This is a genomic window from Peptostreptococcus russellii, assembly GCF_003012055.1.
Taxonomy (GTDB): domain Bacteria; phylum Bacillota; class Clostridia; order Peptostreptococcales; family Peptostreptococcaceae; genus Peptostreptococcus; species Peptostreptococcus russellii.
Genome location: NZ_JYGE01000003.1, coordinates 198,230 through 223,559, shown reverse-complemented (window position 1 = coordinate 223,559; position 25,330 = coordinate 198,230). Strand labels below are relative to the sequence as shown.

Below are 25,330 nucleotides of genomic sequence, written 5' to 3'. Positions count from 1 at the left end.
TTTTATTTAGTAACAAAATCTTATTTTGCACTTTGTGTACTTAAATCTATCATAATGCGTGTTATTGTAGGCATATATTTCCTACTATTTCTAATTGACGCATCTTTAAGCTTTATTCCTAGATATGCAAGTGCAGTAAGTACTAGACCCACTCCAATACTATAAAGTTCTAGTCTTCCTCCACCTACAAAATTCTGTAATACATAGTATGATCCTATTGTTCCTACTAATAGTGCTATCAAAGGTATGCCATAAGCAATTCCAATCGCCTTCATAACGTTTATTTGCTCCATACTTACTTCAACATAGTCTCCTATTTTCGCACCTAGCTCATTGTCTACTTCAACAACTATATCTTGTGACTCACTACTTTTTGATCCAAAACACTTTCCACACTTTGCACAGGCTGACTGTCTTTGCATCTTAAATTTCGCAGTCTTATCGTCTACAACGTCTACAATATATCCTCTCTGATCCATTTGCAACCTCTTTTTCTAAAATAATTATAGCTACAAAAGCAAATAGATCTATATAAACTAATCTTCTATTTCTTCGTTTATATCTATCTTTATGCTTAATTCTTCTAATTGTTCATCTTCTGCTAATGAAGGTGCATTTGTCATTGGACAAACTGCATTTTGATTCTTAGGGAAAGCAATGACTTCTCTAATATTATCAGCTCCTGCAAGAAGCATTACTAGTCTATCCAAACCAAATGCTAATCCACCATGTGGTGGTGTTCCAAACTTAAATGCATCAATTAAGAAACCAAACTTGTTATAAGCTTCTTCATCTGTAAATCCAAGAGCTCTAAACATCTTTTGCTGAACATTTGAGTCTGATATTCTAATTGACCCTCCACCTACTTCATATCCATTCATTACTATATCATACGCCTTTGCTCTTAGTTTTAACTTATCACCATTTTCTAAATGATCTACATCTTCATCTAATGGTGAAGTAAACGGATGGTGCATAGCTGTAAATCTACCATTTTCTTCATCTTCTTCAAATATTGGGAATTCAGTTACCCAAAGCATATTAAATTGGTTTTTATCAGCTAGATTTAATTTATTGGCAACAGCTATTCTCACCTGTCCCAAAGCATCAAATACAACTGAATCTTTGTCTGCTACAAATAAAAGTAAATCTCCAACCTTTGCATTCATTGATTTTATTATTGAATCTAATTCTTCTTCATTAAAGAACTTTGCTATTGGTGAAGTTACGCCTTCATCAGTAATTTTCATCCAAGCAAGTCCCTTTGCTTTATAAGTTTTAGCATGATCTTCTAGATGGGTAATTCCCTTTCTAGTAAACTCATCTGCTCCACCTTCAACATTTATTCCTCTTACAGAATATCCTTCTTTAGCACATCCTGAAAATACCTTGAATCCACAATTTGCAACCTTATCAGTGATATTTACAAATTCTAATCCGTATCTAGTATCTGGTTTATCTGATCCATATCTGCTCATTGCCTCTGCATATGTCATTCTTGGGAAAGGTATACTTATCTCTCTATCCATTACATCTTTGAATATCTTTTTCAACATACCTTCCATCATTGTCATAACATCTTCTTCTTCAACAAAGGACATCTCACAGTCTATCTGAGTGAATTCTGGCTGTCTATCTGCTCTAAGGTCTTCATCTCTAAAACATTTTACTATCTGGAAATATCTATCCATTCCACTAACCATTAACAACTGCTTATATAGCTGAGGAGACTGTGGAAGTGCATAAAATCTTCCTGGATTCACTCTAGATGGTACCAAGTAATCTCTAGCACCTTCTGGAGTTGGCTTCACTAGGAAAGGTGTTTCTATTTCACAGAAATTATTGTCTGATAGATAGTTTCTTACAACATTTGCAACCTTGTGTCTTAACATTAAATTTCTCTGCATCTTAGGTTTTCTAAGATCTAAATATCTATATTTAAGTCTTAAAGCTTCACTTACATCATCATCATCTTTTATATATATTGGTGGTGTCTGAGACTCATTTAATACTCTTAGTTCTTCAGCGAATATTTCAATTTCTCCTGTAGGAATATTTGGGTTTTTAGACTGTCTTTCACATACCTTACCTCTTACAGCTATTACGTACTCACTTCCTAGCTTTTCGGCCTTTTCAAATGCTTCCTGGCTCACATCAGAGTCAAATACAACCTGTGATATTCCGCCTCTATCTCTTAGGTCAACGAATACAAGTCCACCAAGATTTCTCTTCTTTTGGACCCAGCCCATTATTATTACTTCTTTTCCGATATCAGAAGATCTCAATTCTCCTGCATAACAAGTTCTTTTAAATCCCTTTAAATTATCCAATTAGTTACCTCCGAATTATAGTTCCTTTTTTAGTTCTTCAACCAGTTCACTTAGCTTAATTAATCTTTGTTCACCAGTGTTCATATTTTTAAGCGTTGCCTCATCTTTTTCAAGTTCATCATCGCCAATTACTATTGTATATTTTGCATCTACTTTATTAGAATACTTAAACTGAGCTTTTACACTTCTATCAAGGTGATCCTTATCTGCAGATATATGATTGCTTCTTAGTGCTTTTAAAATATTAAATGCCTTCAGCTTTGCAGTATCACCAATAGTAACTATAAATATATCTGTGCTATCTGGCTTAGCTATCTCAATATTATTGGCTGCTAATGTCAACAATAGTCTTTCTACACCTAATCCAAATCCTATACCACTGAATCCTTCTGGGCCACCTATCTGTTCTACTAGTCCATCATATCTTCCACCACCACACACAGTTGACTGACTTCCTAAATCATTTGAAATAATCTCAAAAGCAGTTCTCTTATAGTAGTCTAGTCCTCTTACTATCTTTTTGTCAACCTCATACTTGATATTCATTTCATCAAGATAACTCTTAAGAGTGTCAAAATGATTTTGACAGTCTTCACATAGATTGTCAGCTATAAGAGGTATATCCTGAATATTAGCCTGACAAGTTTCATTTTTACAATCTATAACTCTCATAGGATTTTTTTCACGTCTTTCATTACATAAGTCGCAAAGAACATCCTCTTTACTAGCTAAATATTTTTTTAATTTTTCATTGTAGCTTTCCCTACATACAGGGCAACCCACTGAATTTATAGATACAGATAAATCTTTTAGACCTACTTCCCCTAAAAATTGAGTTGCTAGTTCTATAACCTCTGCATCAAGTGAAGGTGTATCACTTCCAATCGCTTCTATACCAAACTGATGAAACTGTCTCTGTCTACCAGATTGTGGTCTTTCATATCTAAAACATGGTGTGATATAAAATAATTTTGTTGGTTGAGCATCTGCATACATCTTATTTTCTATGAAGGCTCTCACAACACCTGCTGTTCCCTCAGGCTTTAGAGTGATACTTCTATCTCCCTTATCCTTAAAAGAGTACATCTCCTTTTGAACAATGTCTGTCGTATCTCCTACGCCTCTTTGAAATAGTTCTGTATTCTCGAATATTGGAGTTCTAATTTCTTCATATCCATATAGTGAGCAAAGATTCTTAAACTTCGACTCTAAGTAATTCCATTTATATGATTCTGAAGGTGTAATATCCTTAGTTCCTCTTGGAGCTTTTGTTAGCATTTTTTTCTACCTCCCTGTATTTTTTATCTATCATATCGTCTACTCTCTCTAGATATATCTCTAGATTCTTGACGTCATCTACTCTTTCAATTCTTGTTTCATCCAAATAAACAAACTTTGATACTGCACCAGCACCTATTGCATAGTTGGATTGTCTATCTTCCATAATCTGCATATTATAAAGGGATTCATATCCTTCTTTTGAATAACCAATATTTTCTAGGTTTCCAAGCATATGTTTTTGCCTATACATATAATATGGATTATAATTATTATCTTTCATATGTTTTCTTGAAATTGCTATCATCTCTATCATTTTTTGATAACTAGCCAAGGCATCCTTATAACTATTCATATTTATATTTAAATCAGATGCTCTTTTTAGAGCCAAAGTGTGAACTGTTACACTTTCTGGATCTAGTGCAATGATTTCTTTCATTGTACTATCTACCATATCTGGAGTTTCACCAGGAAGTCCCAGTATTATATCCATATTTATATTATCAAAATCTAGTTTTCTAGCCATATAGAAGCAATCTTTAATATCTTCTACACTGTGATTTCTTCCAACAGTCTCTAGAGTTTCTTGATTCATAGTTTGTGGATTAATACTTATTCTAGAAACATTGTGCTTTTTAAGAGTTCTTAGCTTTTCCTCAGTAATAGTATCTGGTCTTCCAGCCTCCACAGTAAATTCCTTTATTTTAGATAAATCAAATATATTAAATAGACCTGTAATTAAATAATTCAAATCATCTGCTTCTAATGCTGTTGGAGTTCCTCCACCTATATAAAGAGTTTCTATCTCTTTTGATTGCATCTTTATTAGTTCAGCTACACCCTTTGCTTCTTTTAATAGTGTCTCTATATATTTATGTCTTAGACTTCCAAATTTAGCTAAAGGATGTGATGGAAATGAACAGTATAGACATCTTGTTGGACAAAAAGGTATACTTACATATAAAGAAATCTTATCTTCTGAAAGAGGATAGATATATTTTCTTTCCCTCTTAGCTATTTCTATAATTAAATCTAGCTTTTCTTCTTTTATAAGATACTCTCTTTTCATATTTTCTCTGATGTCGTCTTCTGTCATATCCATATCAAATAGCGCGTTTACAATACTTACGGGTCTAATCCCAGTAAGTATCCCCCACGGAACGTTTGCATCAAATCTATCCAGTAGATAGTAATACATACTCCTTTGAATTATTCGCTTTGATATTGTCTTAATATTATTATCTAATTTTTTGTTGGTTTTTGCAAATATTTTTTTATTGTGTTCTGTTTCTATTACTTTTTTTACTAAATATTTTTCTGTATTATCTTTTATATTTTCACTGTCATTTGAATTTTTATCAATATCTACAAAGCTTTTATCAAGAGTTTCTATATCAATACTTTCTTTTATTTCTCTATTGTATAACTCAGTCCCACCTAGAAAAACTTTAGTATTTGTAAAGATATCTACTCTATCTCTTTTCCTTATAATTTCTAACTTATTTACTAATACTTCTGAATCTTGCATATCTTGATTAACAGTAAAAACTTCTGAGCCATCCAAAAAGGAAAACTCAGAAGAAAATAACTTCAAGAACTCTGCAATTTCATAGCTATAATTATGTCCTTGCAATAGTACTTTTATCATTAAATCACCAATTTCATATAATAGTTACTTGCTTTTTCTGTCCCTATAGTACTGGCTGGCCCATGACCTGGATATATATTTAAATCATCTTCTAGCTTGCTTAGCTTTTTAAGTGATTTCAACATTTTGTCATAGTTACCACCATATAGGTCCGTTCTACCTATAGATCCCATAAAAAGTGTATCCCCTGTAAATAAGTCATTATTACACCTTATACACATTCCACCAGTTGTATGACCTGGAGTATCTATAAAGGTAAAAGTATTATTTCCTAACTGAATTTTATCACCTTCAGAAACATACTTATCCGCCTCAAACTCAATGCCATGTGTAAAAAAGTCGCTACTCAAATTCTTTTTAGCGTCTATTAACATCTCTCTTTCATCCTTGTTAGCAATTATAGCTGCACCAGTATATTCTTTCAGTGCCTCTGCATCTGCTACATGGTCCGCATGTGAGTGTGTAAGCATTATATATTTAACGTTTAGTTTATTATCATCAATAAACTTCTTTTCTTTTTCCAAGCAAAGTGCAGGATCTATTATTACCGCTTCCAAAGTTTTTTCATCATAGTAGATATATGAATTTTCCTGCATAACCGAGTCTACAAATACTTTTATCTTCATTCTTTCCTCCTAAAAATTTTTCTTAGAGTCAACAAGAAGTGTAACAGGTCCATCATTGATTAATTCCACCATCATATGTGTTTGGAATTTTCCAGTTTCTGTTTTGACTCCTAGCTCTCTTGCCTTATTTACAAAATCTATATAGTATTCATCAGCCTTGTCAGGTCTAGCTGCGTCACTAAAACCTGGACGTCTACCCTTTTTACAATCACCATAAAGGGTAAACTGACTAACTACCAAAAGTTCCCCGCCAACATCTTTTAAAGACAAATTCATCTTTTCATCTTCGTCTTCAAATATTCTAAGGTTAACTATTTTATCTACCATATAAGCGGTATCTTTGGGAGTATCATCCTCACCTACTCCTAGCAAAACCAATAAACCTTTGTCAATTTCACCTGTAGTTTCACCATCTACCTTTACATTTGATGATACTACTCTTTGAACTACTGCTCTCATAAGATACTCCTTTAGAATTTATTTTCCATGTACCCTAAATGCATCTTCAACACCTGGTACATTTTTTATTTTCTTTATTATATGCTGCAACTCCTCAATACCATTTACTTCTAGTATTATATTTACAGTTATTCCAAGTTCATGACCCTTTCTTGCATATATTCCTGCAAGACCAATCTTTTCATTAGATATAACGTGAGTAATTTCATTTACAATTCCTCTTCTATCTGCAGCTTTTACTTCTATTTCAGCTTCAAATCTAGATTTATTATCATCTATCCACGAAACTTTTACCATTCTGCTCTGATTTTCTTTTTTATCGCGAATGATATTTTCACAGTCTACTCTATGAACAGTTACTCCCCTACCTCTTGTGATATAACCAACTATATCATCTCCTGGAAGTGGGTTACAACACTTGGCAAATCTAACATATATACCTTCAAGTCCATCAACCTGTACTCCTGTGTGTCTTTTTTCTGTTCTCTTAGACTTGTTCTTTGCCTTATCTGTTTCACCAATATTATGTCTTTCAAGGTCCTCTTCTTGAGTTGCTCTTTCTTCTTTTTCTTGCTTTCTTTCTTCTTTAAGCAATACATCTTTTACCTTGGTCAAAACGTGGTTTGCAGCTATTCCACCATATCCTATAGTGGCCAAAAAGTCATCGTAATCTGGCTGATTGAATTTTTTACCCACTTCTTTTAGAATATTTATTGTTTCTACATCATTTTTATTTATATGATTTCTCTTGAACTCTTTATCTAGTATCTCTACTCCACGTTCAATGTTTTCTTCTCTTCTTTCTTTTTTAAAGAACTGTCTTATTCTATTTCTTGCATTTGGTGTTTTTACAAGTCCTAGCCAGTCTCTACTTGGTCCTGGAGAGTTTGATGAAGTTAGTACTTCTACTATTTCTCCATTTTTTAACTTATAATCAAGTGGAACAATTCTTCCATTTACTTTTGCACCAACACAAGCATTACCAACTTTTGAGTGAATTCTATAGGCAAAATCTATTGGTGTCGCTTCATTAGGAAGTTCAATTACATCTCCCTGTGGTGTAAATACATAAACTTGTGCACTAAAGACATCATCTTTTAGGGCATCTAAGAATTCATGAGGATCTGTAACATCTTTTTCCCATTCCATCATTCTTCTTAGCCACTGTAATCTCTCATCAGCCTTTGACATTTCATCATCAGCTCTACCTTCTTTGTACTTCCAGTGAGCCGCTATACCATACTCAGCAATGTTATGCATTTCATGAGTGCGAATCTGTATCTCTACAGGTTCTCCATCTGGTCCTACTACTGTTGTATGAAGTGATTGATACATATTTGGCTTTGGCATAGCTATATAGTCTTTAAATCTACCAGGAATCGGCTTCCATAAAGTATGAACTACCCCCAGCACAGCATAACAATCTTTTACTGAATCTACCAATACTCTAACCGCTGTCAAGTCGTATATTTCATCGAAACTTTTATGTTTTTTTTGCATCTTTTTATATATGCTATAAAAATGTTTTGGTCTTCCATACACTTCACAATTTATATCCATATCACTGAAGGTCTTTTCAAGCAAATCCACAATATCTTTTATATACTTTTCTCTTTGCTCTCTCTTCATTTTTACCATGTTTACTAATTCATAATATCCTTCGCCATTAAGATACCTCAAAGAAAGATCTTCTAATTCCCATTTAATCTTAGAAATACCTAATCTGTGAGCAATCCCCGCATAGATATCAAGTGTTTCTTGAGCCTTATATTTAGCTTTTTCTGGATTCATATATTCAAGAGTCCTCATATTATGAAGTCTATCAGCTAATTTTATCAGTATTACTCTCATATCCTTAGCCATAGCCAAAAACATTTTTCTTAAATTCTCAGATTGTGACTCTTCTTTTGTCATATACTTGATTTTACCTAACTTAGTGACTCCATCAACCAATATCGCAACGTCTTTACCAAATTGTTCTTCTATATAATCCAACTCATAATCAGTATCCTCAACTACATCATGTAAAAGGCCACCACAAATTGTATCCTCATCTAATTGCATATCTGCCAGTATATTGGCAACAGCTTTTGGATGTATAAAGTACGGTTCACCCGATTTTCTAAACTGACCTTCATGTGCTTCTTTTGCTAAATTATAAGCCCTTGCCACCTTATCAAAATCAGCATTTGGTGAATATGTCTTTATCTTTTCTATTAATTTTTTTAAATCTTCATCATACATAATGTCACCCCTCTTATTATATTTCGCTAATTCAAACAAAAAGTAACAGGACCCAAAATTATTCTTCTGAATAATGTACTAGTGAGTTTACATTATACCCATCTAATTTGCCTCTACCATTTAAGAAATCTAGCTCTATTAAAAATTCTATCGCTACTACTTCACCACCTAAGTTTTCTACCAACTTAGTGGCTGCTGCTATTGTCCCGCCAGTTGCTAATAAATCATCTACAATTGCAACCCTATCACCTGGCTTTATTGCATCTCTGTGTATCTCAAGACGATCTGTTCCATATTCTAAACTATACTCATATGATTCTACTTCTGCAGGAAGTTTTCCAGGCTTTCTTATAGGTATAAAACCTATCCCTAATTCATATGCTACAGGAGTTCCTAATATAAAGCCTCTAGCTTCAGGTCCAACTATAACATCTACCCCTAGATCCTTTATATTCTCTGCTATTTTTTTTATAGTGTATTCAAAAGCTTCTCCATCTTCTAGTAAAGTAGTAATATCCTTAAATCCTATACCAGGCTTTGGAAAATCCTGTATATTTCTAATCTTTTTTTCTAAATTCATTTCTTCCTCCATAATATTGGCTTTTTAGTCAATTTGTATTTTCGAATTGAGAAACTTAACAATTTTATTTTGCTCTAAATCCAACTTTTTATCTGGTTTTGGCAATAACTCAAATTCAAATAAATCTTTATCATAGTCTATCTTATATTTAAGTAATTTTTCACTCTCTAATACTTTTAATATAGTATAAACTTTAATAGGAGAAAGTCCTAGTATCTCGATAAATTCGCTATAACCCATAGTTTTTTTCTTATTTAACATAAAAAACTTATAAGCTAATACAAAATTGTCTCTCACAAAGTCAATCTCCCTAAATTTATTCCTTATATATATATAATCACTACTATTGAAATTAATTAAAATTTCCGAATTATCTTTTTTATTTTTCGAAATATATTCTATTTCTTGATAATTATCAAAATAATCATACATAATAATTTTATTATATACTTTTAAATCAATTTTATCAATATTGGATAAAAATATGTAGTCGATTTTTTCATCTGAAGCTATGTTTATATCGGAAATAGCCCTAAAAAATCCATTCATACTATTTATAACTAATAATGTATCTTTGCTTAGTATATCGACTATATTTGCTATCCTAGATATGTTTATATTTGATCTATACAGATATTCACTTATTTTATTATTTATATATTCTATATCAATATCCTTATTGACTTCAATTTTTTCGTTATTATCTTCTATTTTTTTCTTTTTTTCTTTTTTAGCTATATTAGATTTCTCAAGTTCTAAAGAATCTTCTTCTTTTAAATAAGCTCTATCAAGATTTAGAAGTTTATCAATTTCTTTTAAGTAAGTTGGTCTTTTTAAAATATCTTTTGGTCTATTTAACCTAATATCTTTTATTAATAGCTGAACTTTAGTATTTCCATTGTAAGTATTTTCATCTACCTGAAATACTATATCAACCATATCCTCTATATTAAACTTCTCCATTAAATAGCTTAAAGAGAATCCAATACATTCAATGTCCTTGTCTTTAGATATAGTCATTTTAAGATGGCTTTTATCTTTTCCTATCAAGTATACATTTTTCACATAGCAGTCTCTCATCATAAAGTATGGAGTTGGATTTTTGATTCCAAACGGCTCTAGCATATGTAGTTTATCTACAAAATCCAAAGTAACATCTTTTGCATCTATTTCATACTCTATCTTTATTTCTTCAATCAAATCTTCTACTTCTAGTTGATAGTCCGCTATGCCATTTATTTTATTTCTAAGCTCATCTATATTATCTACACTTATGGTTAACCCCGCTGCCTGCTCATGACCTCCAAATTTCTCCATCAAATCTCTGCATTCATAAAGGGCACTAAATAAATCAAATCCCTTAATAGATCTAGCTGAGCCAGTTGCACTTTCACCTTCTATGCAAAGAAGAATACATGGTTTATAGTATTTTTCTGTTAGTTTAGAAGCTACTATACCTATTATTCCATGATGCCAGTTTTCAGCTGCCAAAACGATAACTTTTCCGTCTTGATGTACTTGATTTGAACTTATCAAGTTTTCTGCCTCTTTATATATTCTAGCTTCTATATCCTGTCTTTCCTGATTTTTCAAATCCATTAATTCTGCTAATTTTTCTGCTTTGTCTGGATTTTTCTCTGTAAATAATTCTACTCCTAAATTTGAAAAACCTAACCTTCCACAAGCATTTATTCTGGGCCCTATTGCAAAACCAAGATGAGAACTTTTTATTTTCTTACCCTCTAGCCCACAAACCTTTATCAAGGCCTTCATTCCAACATTATTTCCACTTGCCAATATTTCCAGACCATTCTTAACAATTATTCTATTTTCATCTAAGACTGGCATAATATCACAAATTGTAGCCAAGGATACTATCTCAAGATAATCATTTATATTTTCCTTAAGTTTATTTTCTCCACTAAGGGCACTTATTAACTTAAATGCAACTCCACAGCCACATAGCCCCTTAAATGGATACTTACAATCATCTCTCTTAGGATCAATTACAGCATAGGCATTTGGTATTTGACCTTGACACTCATGATGGTCTGTTATTATTACATCTATACCCAATTTATTTGCATAATCTACTTCAGATATAGATGTAATCCCACAGTCAACAGTTATCATAAGATCTGCTTTCATACTATGAATATAATCTATAGCATCTTTATTTAGTCCATAACCTTCTTCTAATCTATTTGGAATATAGTATTCAACAGGATATCCAATAGAATCAAAATATATCTTTAAAACTGATGTCGAAGATACTCCATCAACATCATAGTCCCCATATATACATATTTTCTCATTATTATTAATTGCACTTTTTATTCTAGTGACTGCTTTTTCCATATCCATTAATAAGAAAGGGTCTCTCAAAAAATCAAATGAAGGATTTATATACATCTCTATGTCTTCATATTCTGAGATATTTCTATTTAGCATTATTTGTGCAATATTATCATCTATATTTAACTTCCTTGTAACTTCATTTCCACTTGCACTTGTCTTATTTAATAGTTTCCATTTCTTCATAAAGCACCTCCCTTCCCAGTTCAAATCCCAGTTCAAGCTTTTTTAATTTTTCCCCTTATTTATTTTTTCTGTAGTTGCTTTTAAGTATCAAAATAACTAGTGCTATACCTATTATAAAGGATAGAATAAATCCCATAATCCCTATATATTTAATCATTTTATTTGATTTTATATTGCCAGATGATAGTATAAGTGAGGATCCAACTATACAAGCAGCAAGCATTATACTCATAGATACTTGTGTTGTAAAATTAGTAATATTTTCCTCCATTTTAGGAGCTTTTACTTCGCCTATTTCAAGTTTCAACTTATTTTTTTCTAATATATTTAAGATGTTTTTTAGTTGCCCTGGAACTGTCACCATATCATAATAATATTCATCTAAATCTGACTTTAGCCTTGATATATTTCTTTTTAGATTTAACTTTTCATCTCTGTAGTATTTCATATATGACTTTGCTATAGTCTCAACGCTAAAATCTTGATATAGACCTCTAGAAGTCCCTTCCAAGGTAATAACTGTCTTACCCAATAGAACCAACTGAGACGGAAGTGTTATATTATGAGTTCTCATAAATCTAAATCCTTCATTTAAAATTTCTGCAATACTTATTTTATCAAAAGGAATATCATAATAATAGTGTATCAAATAAAGCAAATCTCTTCTCAGTGTCTCACTATTTGATTCAGCTGGCATGGCTTTCATATCTGTTAATATCCTTACAATTTTATATATATTCTTATTTGTTGAAGCTACTATTAACTGATTTAAATATTTTAAAGTCTTTTCATCTATCAGTCCAATCATACCAAAATCTATATAGGAAATTTTTTTATTATTGCCATTCCCAACAATAAATATATTACCTGGGTGAGGATCCGCATGAAAAAAGCCACAAGTCATAACCTGCCTAAAAAATGACCTCACTCCTATATCTACAATGTTTTTTTTATCTGACTCACTAAGCTGATATTCATCAATATCAGATAAACAGATTCCTTCTACCTTATCCATTATTAATAACTTTTTTGTAGTATATTCATCAAATATTCTAGGAATAAAAACTTCCTTACTATCTTTAAATATTTTTCTTAATTTTATGCCATTTATAGCTTCAAATTTATAATCCAATTCCCTTAGTAGTTGAATCTCCATCTCAGCTATCATCTCTTGAGCATCTATATTCCAATCTTTATTTAAAAAACTAAGATTGTCAGCCAATCTTTTTAATATATTCAAGTCTGCCTTTATAGTTTCTTCAATCTCTGGCCTTTGTATTTTAACTACTACCACTGTTCCATCCAATAGTTGGGCTTCATATACCTGGCCTATAGAAGCTGCTGCAAGTGGCTCTTTGCTAATACGTTTAAATACATCTCCTAATTCACAGCCAAGCTCTTCTTTTAATATAGCCATCGCTGTATCATTATCTATTGCTACTACATGATCCCTCAATTTTGATAACTCTGATATTATTTCATCATCAAAAATATCTTTTCTTGTACTTAAAATCTGACCAATTTTAATATAGGTAGGACCTAATTCTTCAAATGCGTATCTCATCCTCTGGCCTGTAGTCATCGATTTTACTTCACCTTTTGGAGAATGTGTATTTACTTTGGAGGCAACTGCGTCTTTATTTAGTTTTTCTACTACAAATCCAAATCCATACTTGATCAAAACCGTAGCAATTTCCTTATACCTGCCTAAATACTTATAGCTTACTCTCATATTCTAATCTTCACCCTTTAAAATATTTATTAAAGCAAGAACTACTACTCAAAAGTTAATTGATATAAAAAAAGACTGCACCTATAATAATCTATTTAATTATACAAGATTGCAGTCTTTCATATTTATGTTTAAATTATTTTCCTTCAGTTAATAGTTTTGCTTGTATCATTATTGCACATTCTGTTCTCTTTTTCTGCATTTCGCAACCTAATTCATATGGCTTTCTAATATCTTCATTGAAGTTAATTGCATTTGCATGACAGCCACCTGAACAATAGAACTTATTCCAACAAGTTTTACAACTTTCTTTATTATATACATGAGCTTCTCTAAACATTTCCCTCATTGATTCTGGAAGTGTTATCTCATCTTCATGAACATTTCCCATAACAAACTCTTCTTTACCTACAAACTGATGGCATGGATATATATCACCATTTGGAACAATTGATACATATTCATTACCAGCTCCACAACCAGTAATTCTCTTAATTACACAAGGACCCTGATTTAAATCAATCATAAAGTGGAAGAACTTTAACTTTTCGCCTTCCAACTGTCTTTGTGCAAGTTCAGCTGCATAGCTTTCATACTCTTCAAATATCTTAGGTAAATCCTCTTCTCTAAGAGCAAATGGATTTGACTCGTCATCCACAACAGGCTCTATAGATGTAAGTTCAAATCCCAAGTCTGCAAAATGATTAATATCTTTTGAGAAGTCAAGATTATCTCTTGTAAATGTTCCTCTTACATAATAATATTTATCCTTAGGTCTTTGGCTAACTAATTTTTGGAACTTCGGTACTATAGTATCATAGCTACCTCTATCATTTATAGTTAATCTCATTTGATCATTTATTTCTTTTCTACCATCTAGAGAAAGTACTACATTATGCATATGTTCATTTATAAAATCAATTTTTTCATCATCTAATAAAACACCATTTGTAGTAATCGTAAATCTCATATTCTTTCCAGCTGGTTTTTCAATTTCTCTACCATATTTAACCAACTCTTTTACAACTTCCCAATTCATAAGTGGTTCCCCACCGAAAAAGTCAATATCTAGATTTCTTCTATTTCCACTGTTTGCTACTAGAAAGTCCATTGCCTTTTTACCAACATCCAAAGACATCAGCTCAGCATTTCCTCCAAAGTCACCCTGCTTTGCAAAGCAGTACTTGCACTTTAAGTTACAATCATGAGCAACGTTTAAACAGAGAGCCTTTACTACTGGTTCTCTATTTACAAAACTTGGATGAAATTCATATTCATCTTCTGTATATAAAAGACCTTCTTTAACCAACTCTTCTATTTCATTGTATGATTCCTCTATTTTTTGTCTGTCAAATTCATCTGCTAATAGTGATATTATTTCTTCTAAATTTTTATCTTCATAAAAGTCTAAAACTCTATAAGTCACATCATCTACAACATGAACTGCACCGCCATTTACGTCCACTACTATGTTGTAGCCGTTCATATTATACTTATGTATCATTTTCAAAATATATTCCTCCTTTAATTTCTATAAATCATTCAAATAACATTATATCATAAATATACAAGGGTTTTAAAAATAATAGGAAATTCATATAATTTAAAAAGCAGTTTCTTATAAATATTTATATATTTTTGCTATTTTTTATATATTGTTATTAATATGAAGTATATCTACTGTTAAAGCCTTTGCTCTACTTATTTTTAATATATTTCAACTTATATTTCTTACATCTTAGAAGATCCTCAATTTGACATTTTTTATATTTTAAATTAAAATTCTATGTTATAATGATACATATGTACAAATGGAGGTGAATATTTTGAAATTATTCAAAAAATCGATGGTAACGTTGCTTGCTTTGACTATGTCTGCAACTATGGTTGCGTGTGGTCCAAAAAAGAAAAGTAACAATACAGACAAGGCTAATCAAAAAATTGAATATATAACTGAAATAACAAAAGATAATGTTGAAGAGGTTGTAATTGAGTATAAGGAAATTCTTTCTTATTACAATGATTTGAAAAATAATCTAAAGACAATAAATGATGTCAGCAAAAACCCTGACCTTGAAAGAGATGCAGTCACTGCTAAAGACTCTATCAAAAATGGTGTTACGCTGCTAAAGAATACTCAAACCTTATATAAGCCTTTAGTTGAGGCCAAATCTGTTTTAGTGAAGATGTATGGTATATCTCTAGAACTAGCAGATACAGTGGTAACAGATCCTAGTAAATATCAGGAAAAGCAAAAAGAATACGATAAGTTATTCGAAGAGTTTAAGGATATGATGGACCAGATACGTTCTGACGTTGAGAAGGTTCGTGGAAAGTCACCTACTGATGACAAGAATTCTGAAGGTAAGGATACGGATGGAAAGAAAAATTCTGATATCAACTCTTTAAATGATGATTCTGATAAGGACTCAAACGATAAAGACAGTTCTAAGAATTCTAGCAAAAATAAAAACGACGATGATGATGATAAATCTGGATCTAACAGCTCGAATAACTCAGGAAATAACAATTCTAGTGGAAATAATAATTCTGGCGGAAGTAGTTCTGGAGGAGGAAGTTCTAGCGGAGGTAACTCTGGAGGTTCTGGTGGTGGAAACTCTGGCGGAGGTAACTCTGGAGGTTCTGGCGGTGGAGATGAATTTGTACCACCTGTTTCAAGTCTAAATAATAATATTAAAAGTGAAATAAGAAGCACTGGATATAGAGAGGGTGTTAACTACAAGCAAAGTGGAGGCAGCCCTTCTAATGTTGATCAATTTGCGTCCCAACTATTTAATGACCTTGAAGGAGATAATCCAATACAGGGTGGTCAAGTTGCAGAAGCTAGATCAATATTTGTAAGTGCATTTAAACAAGGATACAATGGAAATTAATTAGTAATTTCTTTTAAAATCAATGAATTTAAAACACCTATCTGATATCAGATAGGTGTTTTTTTATTTCTTATTAGTAAATAATTTTAATATAGCTATCATAGCTGGGTATAGCACTCCTGCCACTGGCCATACAATCCAACTCAAAGCCCAACTATAGCTAATAAAGCTATAAGCCAAATATATAGCTGTCGCAATAAGCCAGTAAGCTGTGCTTATATTAGAAAATTTCTTTCCTTCTTCTTTCTTTTCTTTCGAATAGTCCCCTTCTTCTAACAACTTTTCAAAGCTTGTCCAAATTATTCCATTCCTAACAAATATTAAAACAGCAACTCCCACAATTATTAGTGTAAAAGAAAGCATTATAGAAATAAATACTTCATCTTCTCCATCTATCAAAGATCCAATAATTATGGGTAAGGCACCTAGAACACACATAATACTTGCTATAATGTTATTTCTAGAGTATTTCTCTCTATAATCTTCCTTATACTTATTTACCATACTAGTAACTCCATCGCTAGTTTTAAAAGTTTCTTTTTCTAAAAAATCAAAGCGTGCACTTTTGCTAGAACTAGACATAAATATGGCAATTGCTATAGATATAAATATAAATAACACGCTAAGTCCTATCCCGCTTGCAAGGTTTTCAGAAAGTAGATACTTATTATTTTCACTAATAGAGCTAAGTACGATTAGTGTTATTGAGGATATGATACATAAAAATACTGCATATGAAACTTTTTTTGAATTTTTCTTTTTTATGCTCAGAAACTCCGAAGCTTCCTCCATTGATATCCACCTTACTAAACTTTCTTCTTTTGTTCTAGACTCACCTTGCAATCCTATTGTATTATCTTCTGTCCCTAAAGTGTCTTGATCAAATTCCAAGTTATCTTTTAGTAGATAGTCCGTACTTACATTAAATATTTCAGATAGTTTTATTATTTTTTCTAAATCAGGTGTGGACTGAGCACCTTCCCATTTTGAAACTGCCTGTCTAGAAACATCAAGTTTGTTGGCAAGTTCCTCTTGTGACCAAGCATTTTTTTTACGAAGTAGAATTAATTTATCTGCCAGTATCATTTTTAATACCCCTCTCAATATAGTGTGTTTTTTATTTTAACTCTTGCATTAATTATATAAATTTATCTAGTTGATAGCAAGCAAGCATACATGTCAATTTGTCAACTATTGGTTGCACTTAGTTATTCCAAGGCTTTCACACTCATTTAAATTGTATTTATTTATAAATTCTTATATTTTATACTCTTATAATTTGTGTTTTTATTTATTTTTCCTCACTCAAAATTTCAATTTTACTTTTATATTAGATATATCACTTATTTTTTTACTTGTTTGTTACTTTCTTTTTCCTGCTTTTTTAATGATATTCTTTTATTCTCAACCTGACTTACTCTTACATGCAATTTTCTCTTTTTCTACAATTTGCTCTTTTATATAATTTGATTTCATACAAATATTATCTTTTTTATTTTTCATACAATAATTAATTGTCATAGTTTCTAGATATTTTCTTTATTTTTTGTATATTGAATATTATTTTGAATATAAAAAATAGCCAGCTGGCAACTGACTATTTTTTGAGTGATTATGGTAGTTTTGTAAACAAAACGTATTAGTAAATTATTGTTTTTTCTTATAAGCTTATTTTTATATTAACTTAGTAGTTTTTTTAAACTATTATTTCTACTATCTAAATCTTTATTATTTGTAGCGTTCATAACTACTGAATACCTTTTACCGTCTACAAAGAAAACTACTACCTTTTTATCAGTAAAATTATATTCTCTATACTTATCCATTTCTTTAGCAGAAACTTCTCTTAACTCAGCAATATTATTTTCTTCATTATTCAAAGCAAAGGCTGCATCAGATTTTATAAGTAAGTTGATAAGATTTTTTTCTTCACCTTCCTCATAAATTCCATATCTATCCACTATTTTATCTAACTGTTCTTGAGCTAATCTTACATTCATAGGATTACCAGTATTATTTTTTTGAATACGTCCATATACATCTTGGTGATGAACTGGATATAATTCATCTCTCTTTACATCAAGTATCTTATTAAAGTGTACATACTGTCTGTTATTTACATATCCCTCATTTTTTACTTCTACAAAACCAGGAATACATCCAATGCAAAAAGATTCTATAGAGTCCTTATGATAACTGCTCGTAAATGGCAATATCTTGATGTTATCGTTTTCATCATCACCATCTAAAACTATGGCATAATCTAATAAGTAAGTCTCCTCACTAGCATCGTCCAACGCGAAAAAATTATATCTTACAATATCTCCTAGCATGTTGTGCCTCCCGTAATTTAATATATTTTATTTGTAATGTTAAATCTGTTTGATTTCTTTTATAATTTTATATTAGCATAGTTTTTTCTACTTGTCTATACTTTTAATCAAATTTAAAGCTATATATACTATCATATATGCCTACTTTTGATATATAGTATATCATATATAGTCTAAAATAAATAAAAAGACTAATATATATTCTATTAGTGTATTTTTTGTCCCTAATGGACTTTTTTTGACCATTAATTTTAGTTAAAAAATTGCATATTGAAATTCCAATACTTACAAGTAGTTTATTTTTTAAAAGAAAAAAATCAATATTTTTTATTTTAATTATTTTGTTTTTATTCTACTAGGGCTTATTATGCTATACTCTTTTTTATTTCTAATTAATAATTTATATATTTTTTATAATCTTTTTTTATTTTTATATTTCTTTTAGATATCTATATATCTCTATTTTTTATGTGTATCTTTTAATCTCAATTTTACAATATCTGTTTTAGATCCCTATTTTGATACATTTGTTTTAGATATCTGTTTTGATAGCACTGTTTATAGTTTTACTTTATTTATCTCTATTTTTATAGTTATATTCTCATAATCTTTTTATATTTATTGCTGTCTACAAGCTTTTTATACTTATTTTTTATAACTTTTAAATATTTCTATAAAAAAAAGACAGCAAATGCTGTCTTTTATAATTTAAACTTTATAATATTTTATACTAGTCTTATTTATTATTTTCTATAAATTTATCCATATAGGCTTCTATTTCTTCTGCTCTTGTAAGTCCAAGAATCTCATCAGATAATTTTTTCATATCAGCTTGGCTTACTGATGTTACCAATCTTCTTGCTCTTAAGATAGATATTGGTGACATAGAAAATTCATCTAAACCAAATCCTAGTAAAATTGGTATCATTTTTTGGTCTCCTGCAGATTCACCACACATGCCAACCCATTTTCCTTCAGCATGAGCATTTTTAATTACTAAATTTATCAATCTAAGAACGGCTGGATTAAACTGATTATATAAATAACTTATTTTTTGGTTCATTCTGTCAACTGCACAAGTATACTGAATTAAATCATTTGTTCCTATTGAAAAGAAATCTACGTGTTTTGCAAGAACATCAGAGATAATCGCTGCTGAAGGTATCTCTATCATCATACCAACTTCAACATCATCTGAATATGCTATATTTTCATCTCTTAGCTCAGATTTCACTTCTTCACAGATTTCCTTAGCCTTTAATAACTCTTCTAGTGAAGATATCATAGGAAACATTATTCTTAATTTTCCATGAACAGAAGATCTATATAGGGCTCTTAACTGAGTTTTAAATATATCTGTTCTATCAAGGCAAAGTCTGATTGCTCTATAACCTAAAAATGGATTCATCTCCTCTTCCATTTCAAAGTAACTTAGTTTTTTGTCCCCACCTATATCAAGAGTTCTTATTACAACAGGCTTGCCCTTCATTCCTTCAAGAACAGCCTTATAAGCTTCGTACTGTGTCTCTTCCTCTGGGAATTTATCATTATTCATATATAAAAATTCTGTTCTGTATAGCCCTACTCCTTCAGCATCATTTTTGATAAGACCTTCAACATCATTAGGAGTTCCTATATTACCGGCTAACTCAACGCGCTTTCCATCTAGTGTTACGGATTCCTTGCCCTTTAATTCTTCAAGAGCCTTCTTTTCCTCTTCAAACAGTCTTTTCTTTTCTTCATATTCTTCAATAAGTTTCTGATCTGGATTAATATACACTTCTCCAACATCACCATCAAAGATTATCATATCGCCATCATTTACCTGCTTAGTTACATCACTTAGCCCAACTATAGCTGCTATCTCAAGGGTTCTTGACATAATAGCTGTATGCGATGTTCTGCCTCCAATATCAGTTAAAAATCCTAAAACTTTTGCTTTATCCATAGTTGCAGTATCCGATGGAGTTAAATCATGAGCTACTAGTACTATTTCATCAGATAAAGATGATAAATCTACTACCTTTATTCCTAATATATGTCTTAGCACTCTATTAGTAACATCCTTTACATCTGCTGCTCTTTCCTTCATATATGCATTATCCATAGATTCAAATATAGATACAAACATATCTTTAACTTCATTTAATGCATATTCCGCATTTATATTTTCATTTTTTATCTTATTTTCTGCTTCGCCAATAAATTCAGGGTCTTCAAGAACTAGTAAGTGAGCTCCAAATATTTCTGCCTCTTCCTCACCAACTTCTTGAGCAACTTTTTCCTTTACTTTAGTTAGCTCTTCTTTTGATATCAATACAGCATCAGAAAGTTTTTTAAGCTCAGAATCTATATCTGATATCGATTTTTTTTCTATTACTATTTCACTCTCTTCTACTACCAAAGCTTTTCCTATTGCTATTCCTGGTGATGCTCCTATACCTTTCATCATAATTCTACCTCCAAATTTTCTGTATCAGACAGAAGAAAAATTACTTGCCTCTGTACATTCAAAATTTAATCTCTATAAAACTTTAAAATTTATAAAAAATGTTAAGGGCTCAGCCCTTAACATTCAGTCTTATTTATATTACTTTTCGCCAAAGCCGTTTTCTATTAATTCTACCATAGAATTTAGTGCTAATTCTTCATCTTCACCATTAGTTTCTATAGTAACAGTTGTTCCCTTGGCTAAACCAAGCTTCATTATTCCCATTATTGATTTTGCATTTACCTTTTCGTCTTCATGAATTAATTCAACAGAAGACTTAAATTCTGATGCCTTCTTTACAAACATACTTGCTGGTCTAGCATGTAAACCTGTCTCATTGATTATTGTTACTTCCTTCTTCATAATAAAACCTCCATCATATATTCATTATTAACTTTTATTCAGCACCGCTGACCCTCATGGTCAACTTATGTCCCTATTTATTTAAAAGCATATCAAATTAAAACCTATAATTTCATTTTATAACATTTACAGAAAAATTTCCACATTTTTCCTATTTTTTTATAAAGTCTGTTATATTTAAACTTTTTTCTAAAATAATATCTATTTTATTCATCAAAATCTGTATATTACTTTCATTTTCTTCCAAAAGTATTTTTTTGCCCAAATTTTCTATTTCTTTATAAGAATCATCTATAAATATATATGTCTCCAATAAACGATATGGATAATATTCATATATTGAGTTTCCCATTTTTTTCAAAAAAGACTGCATATATATTTGATATATTCTTGAATTTAAAATAGATAAAAGATAAATATAAGAAATTTTTTCTTTAAACTCATCTTTTATGGTAAAAAAATATACATCTGCACTAAAAAAAGATTTATCTAAGTCCAAAGCAAATCTATTTGTTTTAGATTTAAATGGATATATTATTTTTTCTTGCTCAAATATCATAGATTCTCTGCCCCATTGAAGTTTATACCAGGCTCTAATCCCTCTTAATACTTCTCTTCTAGATTTTAATCTTTCTTCATATTTTTTAAGCTGTGCTTTGTAAATATTTGGTATATCCGAATACTTCATATCATCAGTATATACAATTACTTTATCTGAATCATTAATAAAGTATGGGTTGATATCCTTGGATTTAATCCATCTTTTTATCGTTTCTTTATCCATCCCCTCTAAAAGCTCTGAGTCTTTTTCCACTATAAAGGCTCTATCACAACCAGTTATTACTCCTTGATAGTTGTCGACAATATCAGCCAATCTATAACTTTGCTTTTTTCTAATTGCATCCATTATCCCCTTTTCACTATTGGTAAGAAGAGACCAAGAAGTATCATCAATATCCATATACCCATTAGCTCTTATTAGTTTACCCGATAAAAGCAAGTCTAAATCTTTTTTATTTTTTATAATACGAATATTCGGTAAATTCAATAGTAAAACTTCCTTTTTATTGTCCACTACTTCCTTTTCTTTATTATCTTTTTCTAGTAATCTCGAAATATTTTTCTTAAAAGTAATGATACAAGGAGATACTCCTATTCCATTCAAAAAAACATTACTATTTCTAAAGTCAACAATGCTAATTATTTCAACATTCTTTTCTATGAATTTTCTTACTAGTAGGGCTGATTGTGACTCCAGAAAATATCTCGGGACAATTAAAGATGCCACACCACCTTCTTTTAAGTAATCAATTGCAATCTTAAAAAAACAATAGTATATATCTGACTTATTGACATAGACTTCCGGATAATATTTTCTCAGCTTTTTAGAATAATCAACATCTATACTTTTATGCCCAACATATGGGGGGTTGCCGATAATAATATCAAACATCCCCTCTTTTATTTTCTTATTCTTTGGAAATAGAGCATCATCAGTAATTATATTATTCTTATAATCTTTTTCCAAGCCGAATCTTTTTTGAAGATAATTCTTCAACACTTCAACAGATCCCTTATCTTTTTCTATTGAATATAAATTGCTCGATATAAAAGATTTGATATCAAGCATCTCTTCAATATCACTTTTATCATCAATTAAATAGTTTAAAATCTCACTATAAAAAACACCACAACCAGAAGCTATATCCAATATCTTTAAATTTTTATACTCTTCTTTTTCTTGTAGAACTTCTTTTACCATTAGTTTTACAATTGGCTCTGGAGTGTAGTATATACCATTTGCCTTACACTTTTCTTTACTCAATCGTTCTCTATAGTCCCTTGAAGTGTTGTAAAGATCCACGAATTATCTCCTTCCAAAATTATCTATAATTTACCCTATCTTTAATTATTTCATTTCTATTTTCATCTATAAAGCAAAGAAGTCCTTCACTTATGCCATCAGCTAACTCCTGTCTAAAAGCCTCATTTGAGAGCTTTTCAGCGTCTTTTTTATTTGATATAAATCCACACTGAACTATAACTGCTGGCATCTCTGTGTAATTTAAAATATCAAAACTATTTTGTATCACCCCTCTATCTTTCATCTCTACAAAAGATAAAGTTGTAGACTGAATAGACTTTGCAAGACCTTCTGATAAATTTTTTCTTTTTATAACAGTTTGTTTCTCTGAAGAGTCCTCATTTGAACTTTCTTTCTCTGAGGATTTTTTGTCTGAAGATACTTCATCTGAGCTTTCTTTATCTAAAGATTCTTTTTCAGCAGACTCTTTATCTGACCTCTCATCTTCTGATTTATTTTTATCTGTTTTTTCCAACTTAGAACTACTTTCATCATTTTTATCTGACTCTGAACCTTTGTCTTCTTTTTTTTGAGACTTATTAGATGACTTCAATACTTTAGCCTTTGGAGCAATATAATATGTATCAAGTCCTTCTGCCTGATCTGATGAGCCTTGAGCATTTAACCTTATAGATACAAATATATCAGTTTCATTTTCTTTTGCAAGGTCTGCTCTACTTTTCAAACTTTTATCATCATCATATTCTCTTGTAAGCATTACCCTTACATCTTTGTGTTTTAAAATATAAGCTTGCATCTTTTTGGCAATATCTAAATTTATCTCTTTTTCACTCATAGTTTTATTTGGATTTGACATTCCAGCATTTGATCCACCCTTTGCTGGATCTATCATAATATTTATTATCTTCTTCTCTTCTTGATTTATATCCTGTTCAGACTTTACAGGCAGACTTTCTTTTTCCTTAGGTTTAACTATTCCTTTTATTCCAATTGCCAATTTAAAAATAAGGAAAATCAAGAGAGCCAATACAATAAAAACTAGTAAAAGCTTTTTCTTATTTATCCTCTTTCTTTTTCTGCTTCTATTTTTTTCTTTCATAGCTACTCCTAATCTATCTCAAAGAATTCCTTTAAAACTTGAATAACGCCATACTCATTGTTTGAAGGAGCACTAAATCTTGAAATTTGTTTTATTTCATCGATTGCATTATCCATAGCATAGCTATAATATACCTTGCTGAGCATATCAAAATCATTCATCTGATCTCCAAATGCCATAATTTCACTGTCATCTATATTTAACAACTTTTGTATCTTTTGAATTCCATTTCCCTTACTTGCATTTTTAGGGATAACATCCAACCATTCAAATCCCGATGTACAAACTGTTGCTAAATCTCCAAACTCTTCAACAATAGCTTCAAAGTCATGATCATATCCATTTTCCGAATAAAATGATACCTTAACTGGAAGTGAATCTACTTCATCAAAACTATCAACTATCTTATGACTTGGAAGATATTGTTGTGCATTTTTTATAGCCTGCTCATCGTCTAATCCATCTATATAAGAGCACTCTCTAGTGCAATATACTACCTTCTTTTTATCACCCAAATATTTTATTCTATTTAGTATTTTTTCAGTGACTTCTATGCTTAACTCATCCACTGATATCAACTCACCGTCAAACTCTACAACTGTACCGTTTTCAGCAATAAATAAAATATCTTCTTCATAACCTGCAAATTCTTTTTTCAAACTCGCCATCTGTCTTCCACTTGCAACACAAAAGTATACTCCTTTGGATTTTAAGCTTTTAAAGACCTTATCAAATTCTGGACTCATTTTTTTACTATCATCTAAAAAAGTCCCATCCATATCAACAACTACTAATTTTACCATTCAATCCTCCTTAAATTTTAGTATCATTATTATTATAACATAGAGTTATAGATTTCTACTTGCATAATAGAGAAATATTTATAT

The 25,330-nt window shown here is 30.7% G+C and carries 19 protein-coding genes; 1 reads left to right on the top strand and 18 read right to left on the bottom strand.

The features are described 5' to 3' along the window. Window positions 1-20 precede the first annotated feature (20 nt). The 11 genes from UF10_RS03050 to scfB all read right to left on the bottom strand — a co-directional run bounded on the left by UF10_RS03050 (window position 21) and on the right by scfB (window position 14,948). Complete coding sequence (locus UF10_RS03050) at window positions 21-479, bottom strand: SoxR reducing system RseC family protein (protein ID WP_106776350.1); 459 nt, start codon at window positions 477-479, stop codon at window positions 21-23. A 57-nt stretch (window positions 480-536) separates the two neighbouring features. Next, a complete protein-coding gene (gene aspS, locus UF10_RS03045) occupies window positions 537-2,330 on the bottom strand; it encodes an aspartate--tRNA ligase (protein ID WP_106776349.1) in 1,794 nt (597 codons plus the stop codon). 15 nt (window positions 2,331-2,345) lie between these two features. After that, entirely contained in the window at window positions 2,346-3,608 is a 1,263-nt protein-coding gene (gene hisS, locus UF10_RS03040) for a histidine--tRNA ligase (RefSeq protein ID WP_106776348.1), read from the bottom strand. Next, entirely contained in the window at window positions 3,580-5,256 is a 1,677-nt protein-coding gene (gene hemZ, locus UF10_RS03035; protein WP_106776347.1) for a coproporphyrinogen dehydrogenase HemZ, read from the bottom strand. Before hemZ ends, hisS begins: the two co-directional genes overlap by 29 nt. Further along, complete coding sequence (locus UF10_RS03030; protein WP_106776346.1) at window positions 5,256-5,882, bottom strand: MBL fold metallo-hydrolase; 627 nt, start codon at window positions 5,880-5,882, stop codon at window positions 5,256-5,258. Before UF10_RS03030 ends, hemZ begins: the two co-directional genes overlap by 1 nt. Window positions 5,883-5,891: 9 nt before the next feature. After that, window positions 5,892-6,341, bottom strand: coding sequence for a D-aminoacyl-tRNA deacylase (gene dtd, locus UF10_RS03025; protein WP_106776345.1), 450 nt, complete (start codon window positions 6,339-6,341; stop codon window positions 5,892-5,894). A gap of 18 nt (window positions 6,342-6,359) precedes the next feature. After that, window positions 6,360-8,585 carry a RelA/SpoT family protein gene (locus UF10_RS03020; RefSeq protein ID WP_106776344.1) on the bottom strand — a complete coding sequence of 742 codons (2,226 nt, stop codon included), beginning with the start codon at window positions 8,583-8,585 and terminating at the stop codon, window positions 6,360-6,362. Window positions 8,586-8,643: 58 nt separating this feature from the next. After that, window positions 8,644-9,165 carry an adenine phosphoribosyltransferase gene (locus UF10_RS03015; protein WP_106776343.1) on the bottom strand — a complete coding sequence of 174 codons (522 nt, stop codon included), beginning with the start codon at window positions 9,163-9,165 and terminating at the stop codon, window positions 8,644-8,646. A 24-nt stretch (window positions 9,166-9,189) separates the two neighbouring features. Then, the gene (gene recJ / locus UF10_RS03010; protein WP_106776342.1) at window positions 9,190-11,706 is read right to left on the bottom strand and encodes a single-stranded-DNA-specific exonuclease RecJ; all 2,517 of its coding nucleotides are present in this window, start codon (window positions 11,704-11,706) and stop codon (window positions 9,190-9,192) included. A gap of 55 nt (window positions 11,707-11,761) precedes the next feature. Next, window positions 11,762-13,438, bottom strand: a complete 1,677-nt coding sequence (locus tag UF10_RS03005; RefSeq protein WP_106776341.1) for an ABC1 kinase family protein — start codon at window positions 13,436-13,438, stop codon at window positions 11,762-11,764. 136 nt (window positions 13,439-13,574) lie between these two features. After that, a complete protein-coding gene (gene scfB, locus UF10_RS03000; RefSeq protein WP_106776340.1) occupies window positions 13,575-14,948 on the bottom strand; it encodes a thioether cross-link-forming SCIFF peptide maturase in 1,374 nt (457 codons plus the stop codon). Window positions 14,949-15,264: 316 nt separating this feature from the next. On the opposite strand from scfB, the gene UF10_RS02995 reads away from it, so the two are divergent. Further along, the gene (locus UF10_RS02995; RefSeq protein WP_106776339.1) at window positions 15,265-16,332 is read left to right on the top strand and encodes a hypothetical protein; all 1,068 of its coding nucleotides are present in this window, start codon (window positions 15,265-15,267) and stop codon (window positions 16,330-16,332) included. A gap of 63 nt (window positions 16,333-16,395) precedes the next feature. Here UF10_RS02995 and UF10_RS02990 read toward each other — a convergent pair whose 3' ends face one another. From UF10_RS02990 to UF10_RS02960, 7 genes are all read right to left on the bottom strand, one after another. Then, window positions 16,396-17,418: a helix-turn-helix domain-containing protein gene (locus tag UF10_RS02990; RefSeq protein WP_106776338.1), complete on the bottom strand. Its 1,023-nt coding sequence runs from the start codon at window positions 17,416-17,418 to the stop codon at window positions 16,396-16,398. A gap of 593 nt (window positions 17,419-18,011) precedes the next feature. After that, the gene (locus tag UF10_RS02985; RefSeq protein ID WP_106776337.1) at window positions 18,012-18,665 is read right to left on the bottom strand and encodes a hypothetical protein; all 654 of its coding nucleotides are present in this window, start codon (window positions 18,663-18,665) and stop codon (window positions 18,012-18,014) included. Between the two features lie 736 nt (window positions 18,666-19,401). Next, entirely contained in the window at window positions 19,402-21,120 is a 1,719-nt protein-coding gene (ptsP, locus tag UF10_RS02980) for a phosphoenolpyruvate--protein phosphotransferase (RefSeq protein WP_106776336.1), read from the bottom strand. Between the two features lie 135 nt (window positions 21,121-21,255). After that, window positions 21,256-21,519 carry an HPr family phosphocarrier protein gene (locus UF10_RS02975; RefSeq protein WP_106776335.1) on the bottom strand — a complete coding sequence of 88 codons (264 nt, stop codon included), beginning with the start codon at window positions 21,517-21,519 and terminating at the stop codon, window positions 21,256-21,258. A gap of 151 nt (window positions 21,520-21,670) precedes the next feature. Beyond that, window positions 21,671-23,383, bottom strand: coding sequence for an Eco57I restriction-modification methylase domain-containing protein (locus UF10_RS02970; protein ID WP_106776334.1), 1,713 nt, complete (start codon window positions 23,381-23,383; stop codon window positions 21,671-21,673). A gap of 19 nt (window positions 23,384-23,402) precedes the next feature. Next, entirely contained in the window at window positions 23,403-24,443 is a 1,041-nt protein-coding gene (locus UF10_RS02965) for an N-acetylmuramoyl-L-alanine amidase (RefSeq protein WP_106776333.1), read from the bottom strand. Between the two features lie 8 nt (window positions 24,444-24,451). After that, window positions 24,452-25,246: an HAD family hydrolase gene (locus UF10_RS02960; protein ID WP_106776332.1), complete on the bottom strand. Its 795-nt coding sequence runs from the start codon at window positions 25,244-25,246 to the stop codon at window positions 24,452-24,454. Between the last annotated feature and the right edge of the window lie 84 nt (window positions 25,247-25,330).

Bases quoted from the DNA above. Each gene is read 5' to 3' on its own strand.
- UF10_RS02965 (WP_106776333.1), bottom strand. From the start codon at position 24,443: ATGAAAGAAAAAAATAGAAGCAGAAAAAGAAAGAGGATAAATAAGAAA.
- UF10_RS02960 (WP_106776332.1), bottom strand. From the start codon at position 25,246: ATGGTAAAATTAGTAGTTGTTGATATGGATGGGACTTTTTTAGATGAT.
- UF10_RS03015 (WP_106776343.1), bottom strand. From the start codon at position 9,165: ATGAATTTAGAAAAAAAGATTAGAAATATACAGGATTTTCCAAAGCCT.
- hisS (WP_106776348.1), bottom strand. From the start codon at position 3,608: ATGCTAACAAAAGCTCCAAGAGGAACTAAGGATATTACACCTTCAGAA.
- UF10_RS02985 (WP_106776337.1), bottom strand. From the start codon at position 18,665: ATGCTAGGAGATATTGTAAGATATAATTTTTTCGCGTTGGACGATGCT.
- UF10_RS03050 (WP_106776350.1), bottom strand. From the start codon at position 479: ATGGATCAGAGAGGATATATTGTAGACGTTGTAGACGATAAGACTGCG.
- UF10_RS03030 (WP_106776346.1), bottom strand. From the start codon at position 5,882: ATGAAGATAAAAGTATTTGTAGACTCGGTTATGCAGGAAAATTCATAT.
- UF10_RS03020 (WP_106776344.1), bottom strand. From the start codon at position 8,585: ATGTATGATGAAGATTTAAAAAAATTAATAGAAAAGATAAAGACATAT.
- recJ (WP_106776342.1), bottom strand. From the start codon at position 11,706: ATGAAGAAATGGAAACTATTAAATAAGACAAGTGCAAGTGGAAATGAA.
- UF10_RS02975 (WP_106776335.1), bottom strand. From the start codon at position 21,519: ATGAAGAAGGAAGTAACAATAATCAATGAGACAGGTTTACATGCTAGA.
- UF10_RS03005 (WP_106776341.1), bottom strand. From the start codon at position 13,438: ATGAGAGTAAGCTATAAGTATTTAGGCAGGTATAAGGAAATTGCTACG.
- UF10_RS02990 (WP_106776338.1), bottom strand. From the start codon at position 17,418: ATGATACTGGCAGATAAATTAATTCTACTTCGTAAAAAAAATGCTTGG.
- dtd (WP_106776345.1), bottom strand. From the start codon at position 6,341: ATGAGAGCAGTAGTTCAAAGAGTAGTATCATCAAATGTAAAGGTAGAT.
- hemZ (WP_106776347.1), bottom strand. From the start codon at position 5,256: ATGATAAAAGTACTATTGCAAGGACATAATTATAGCTATGAAATTGCA.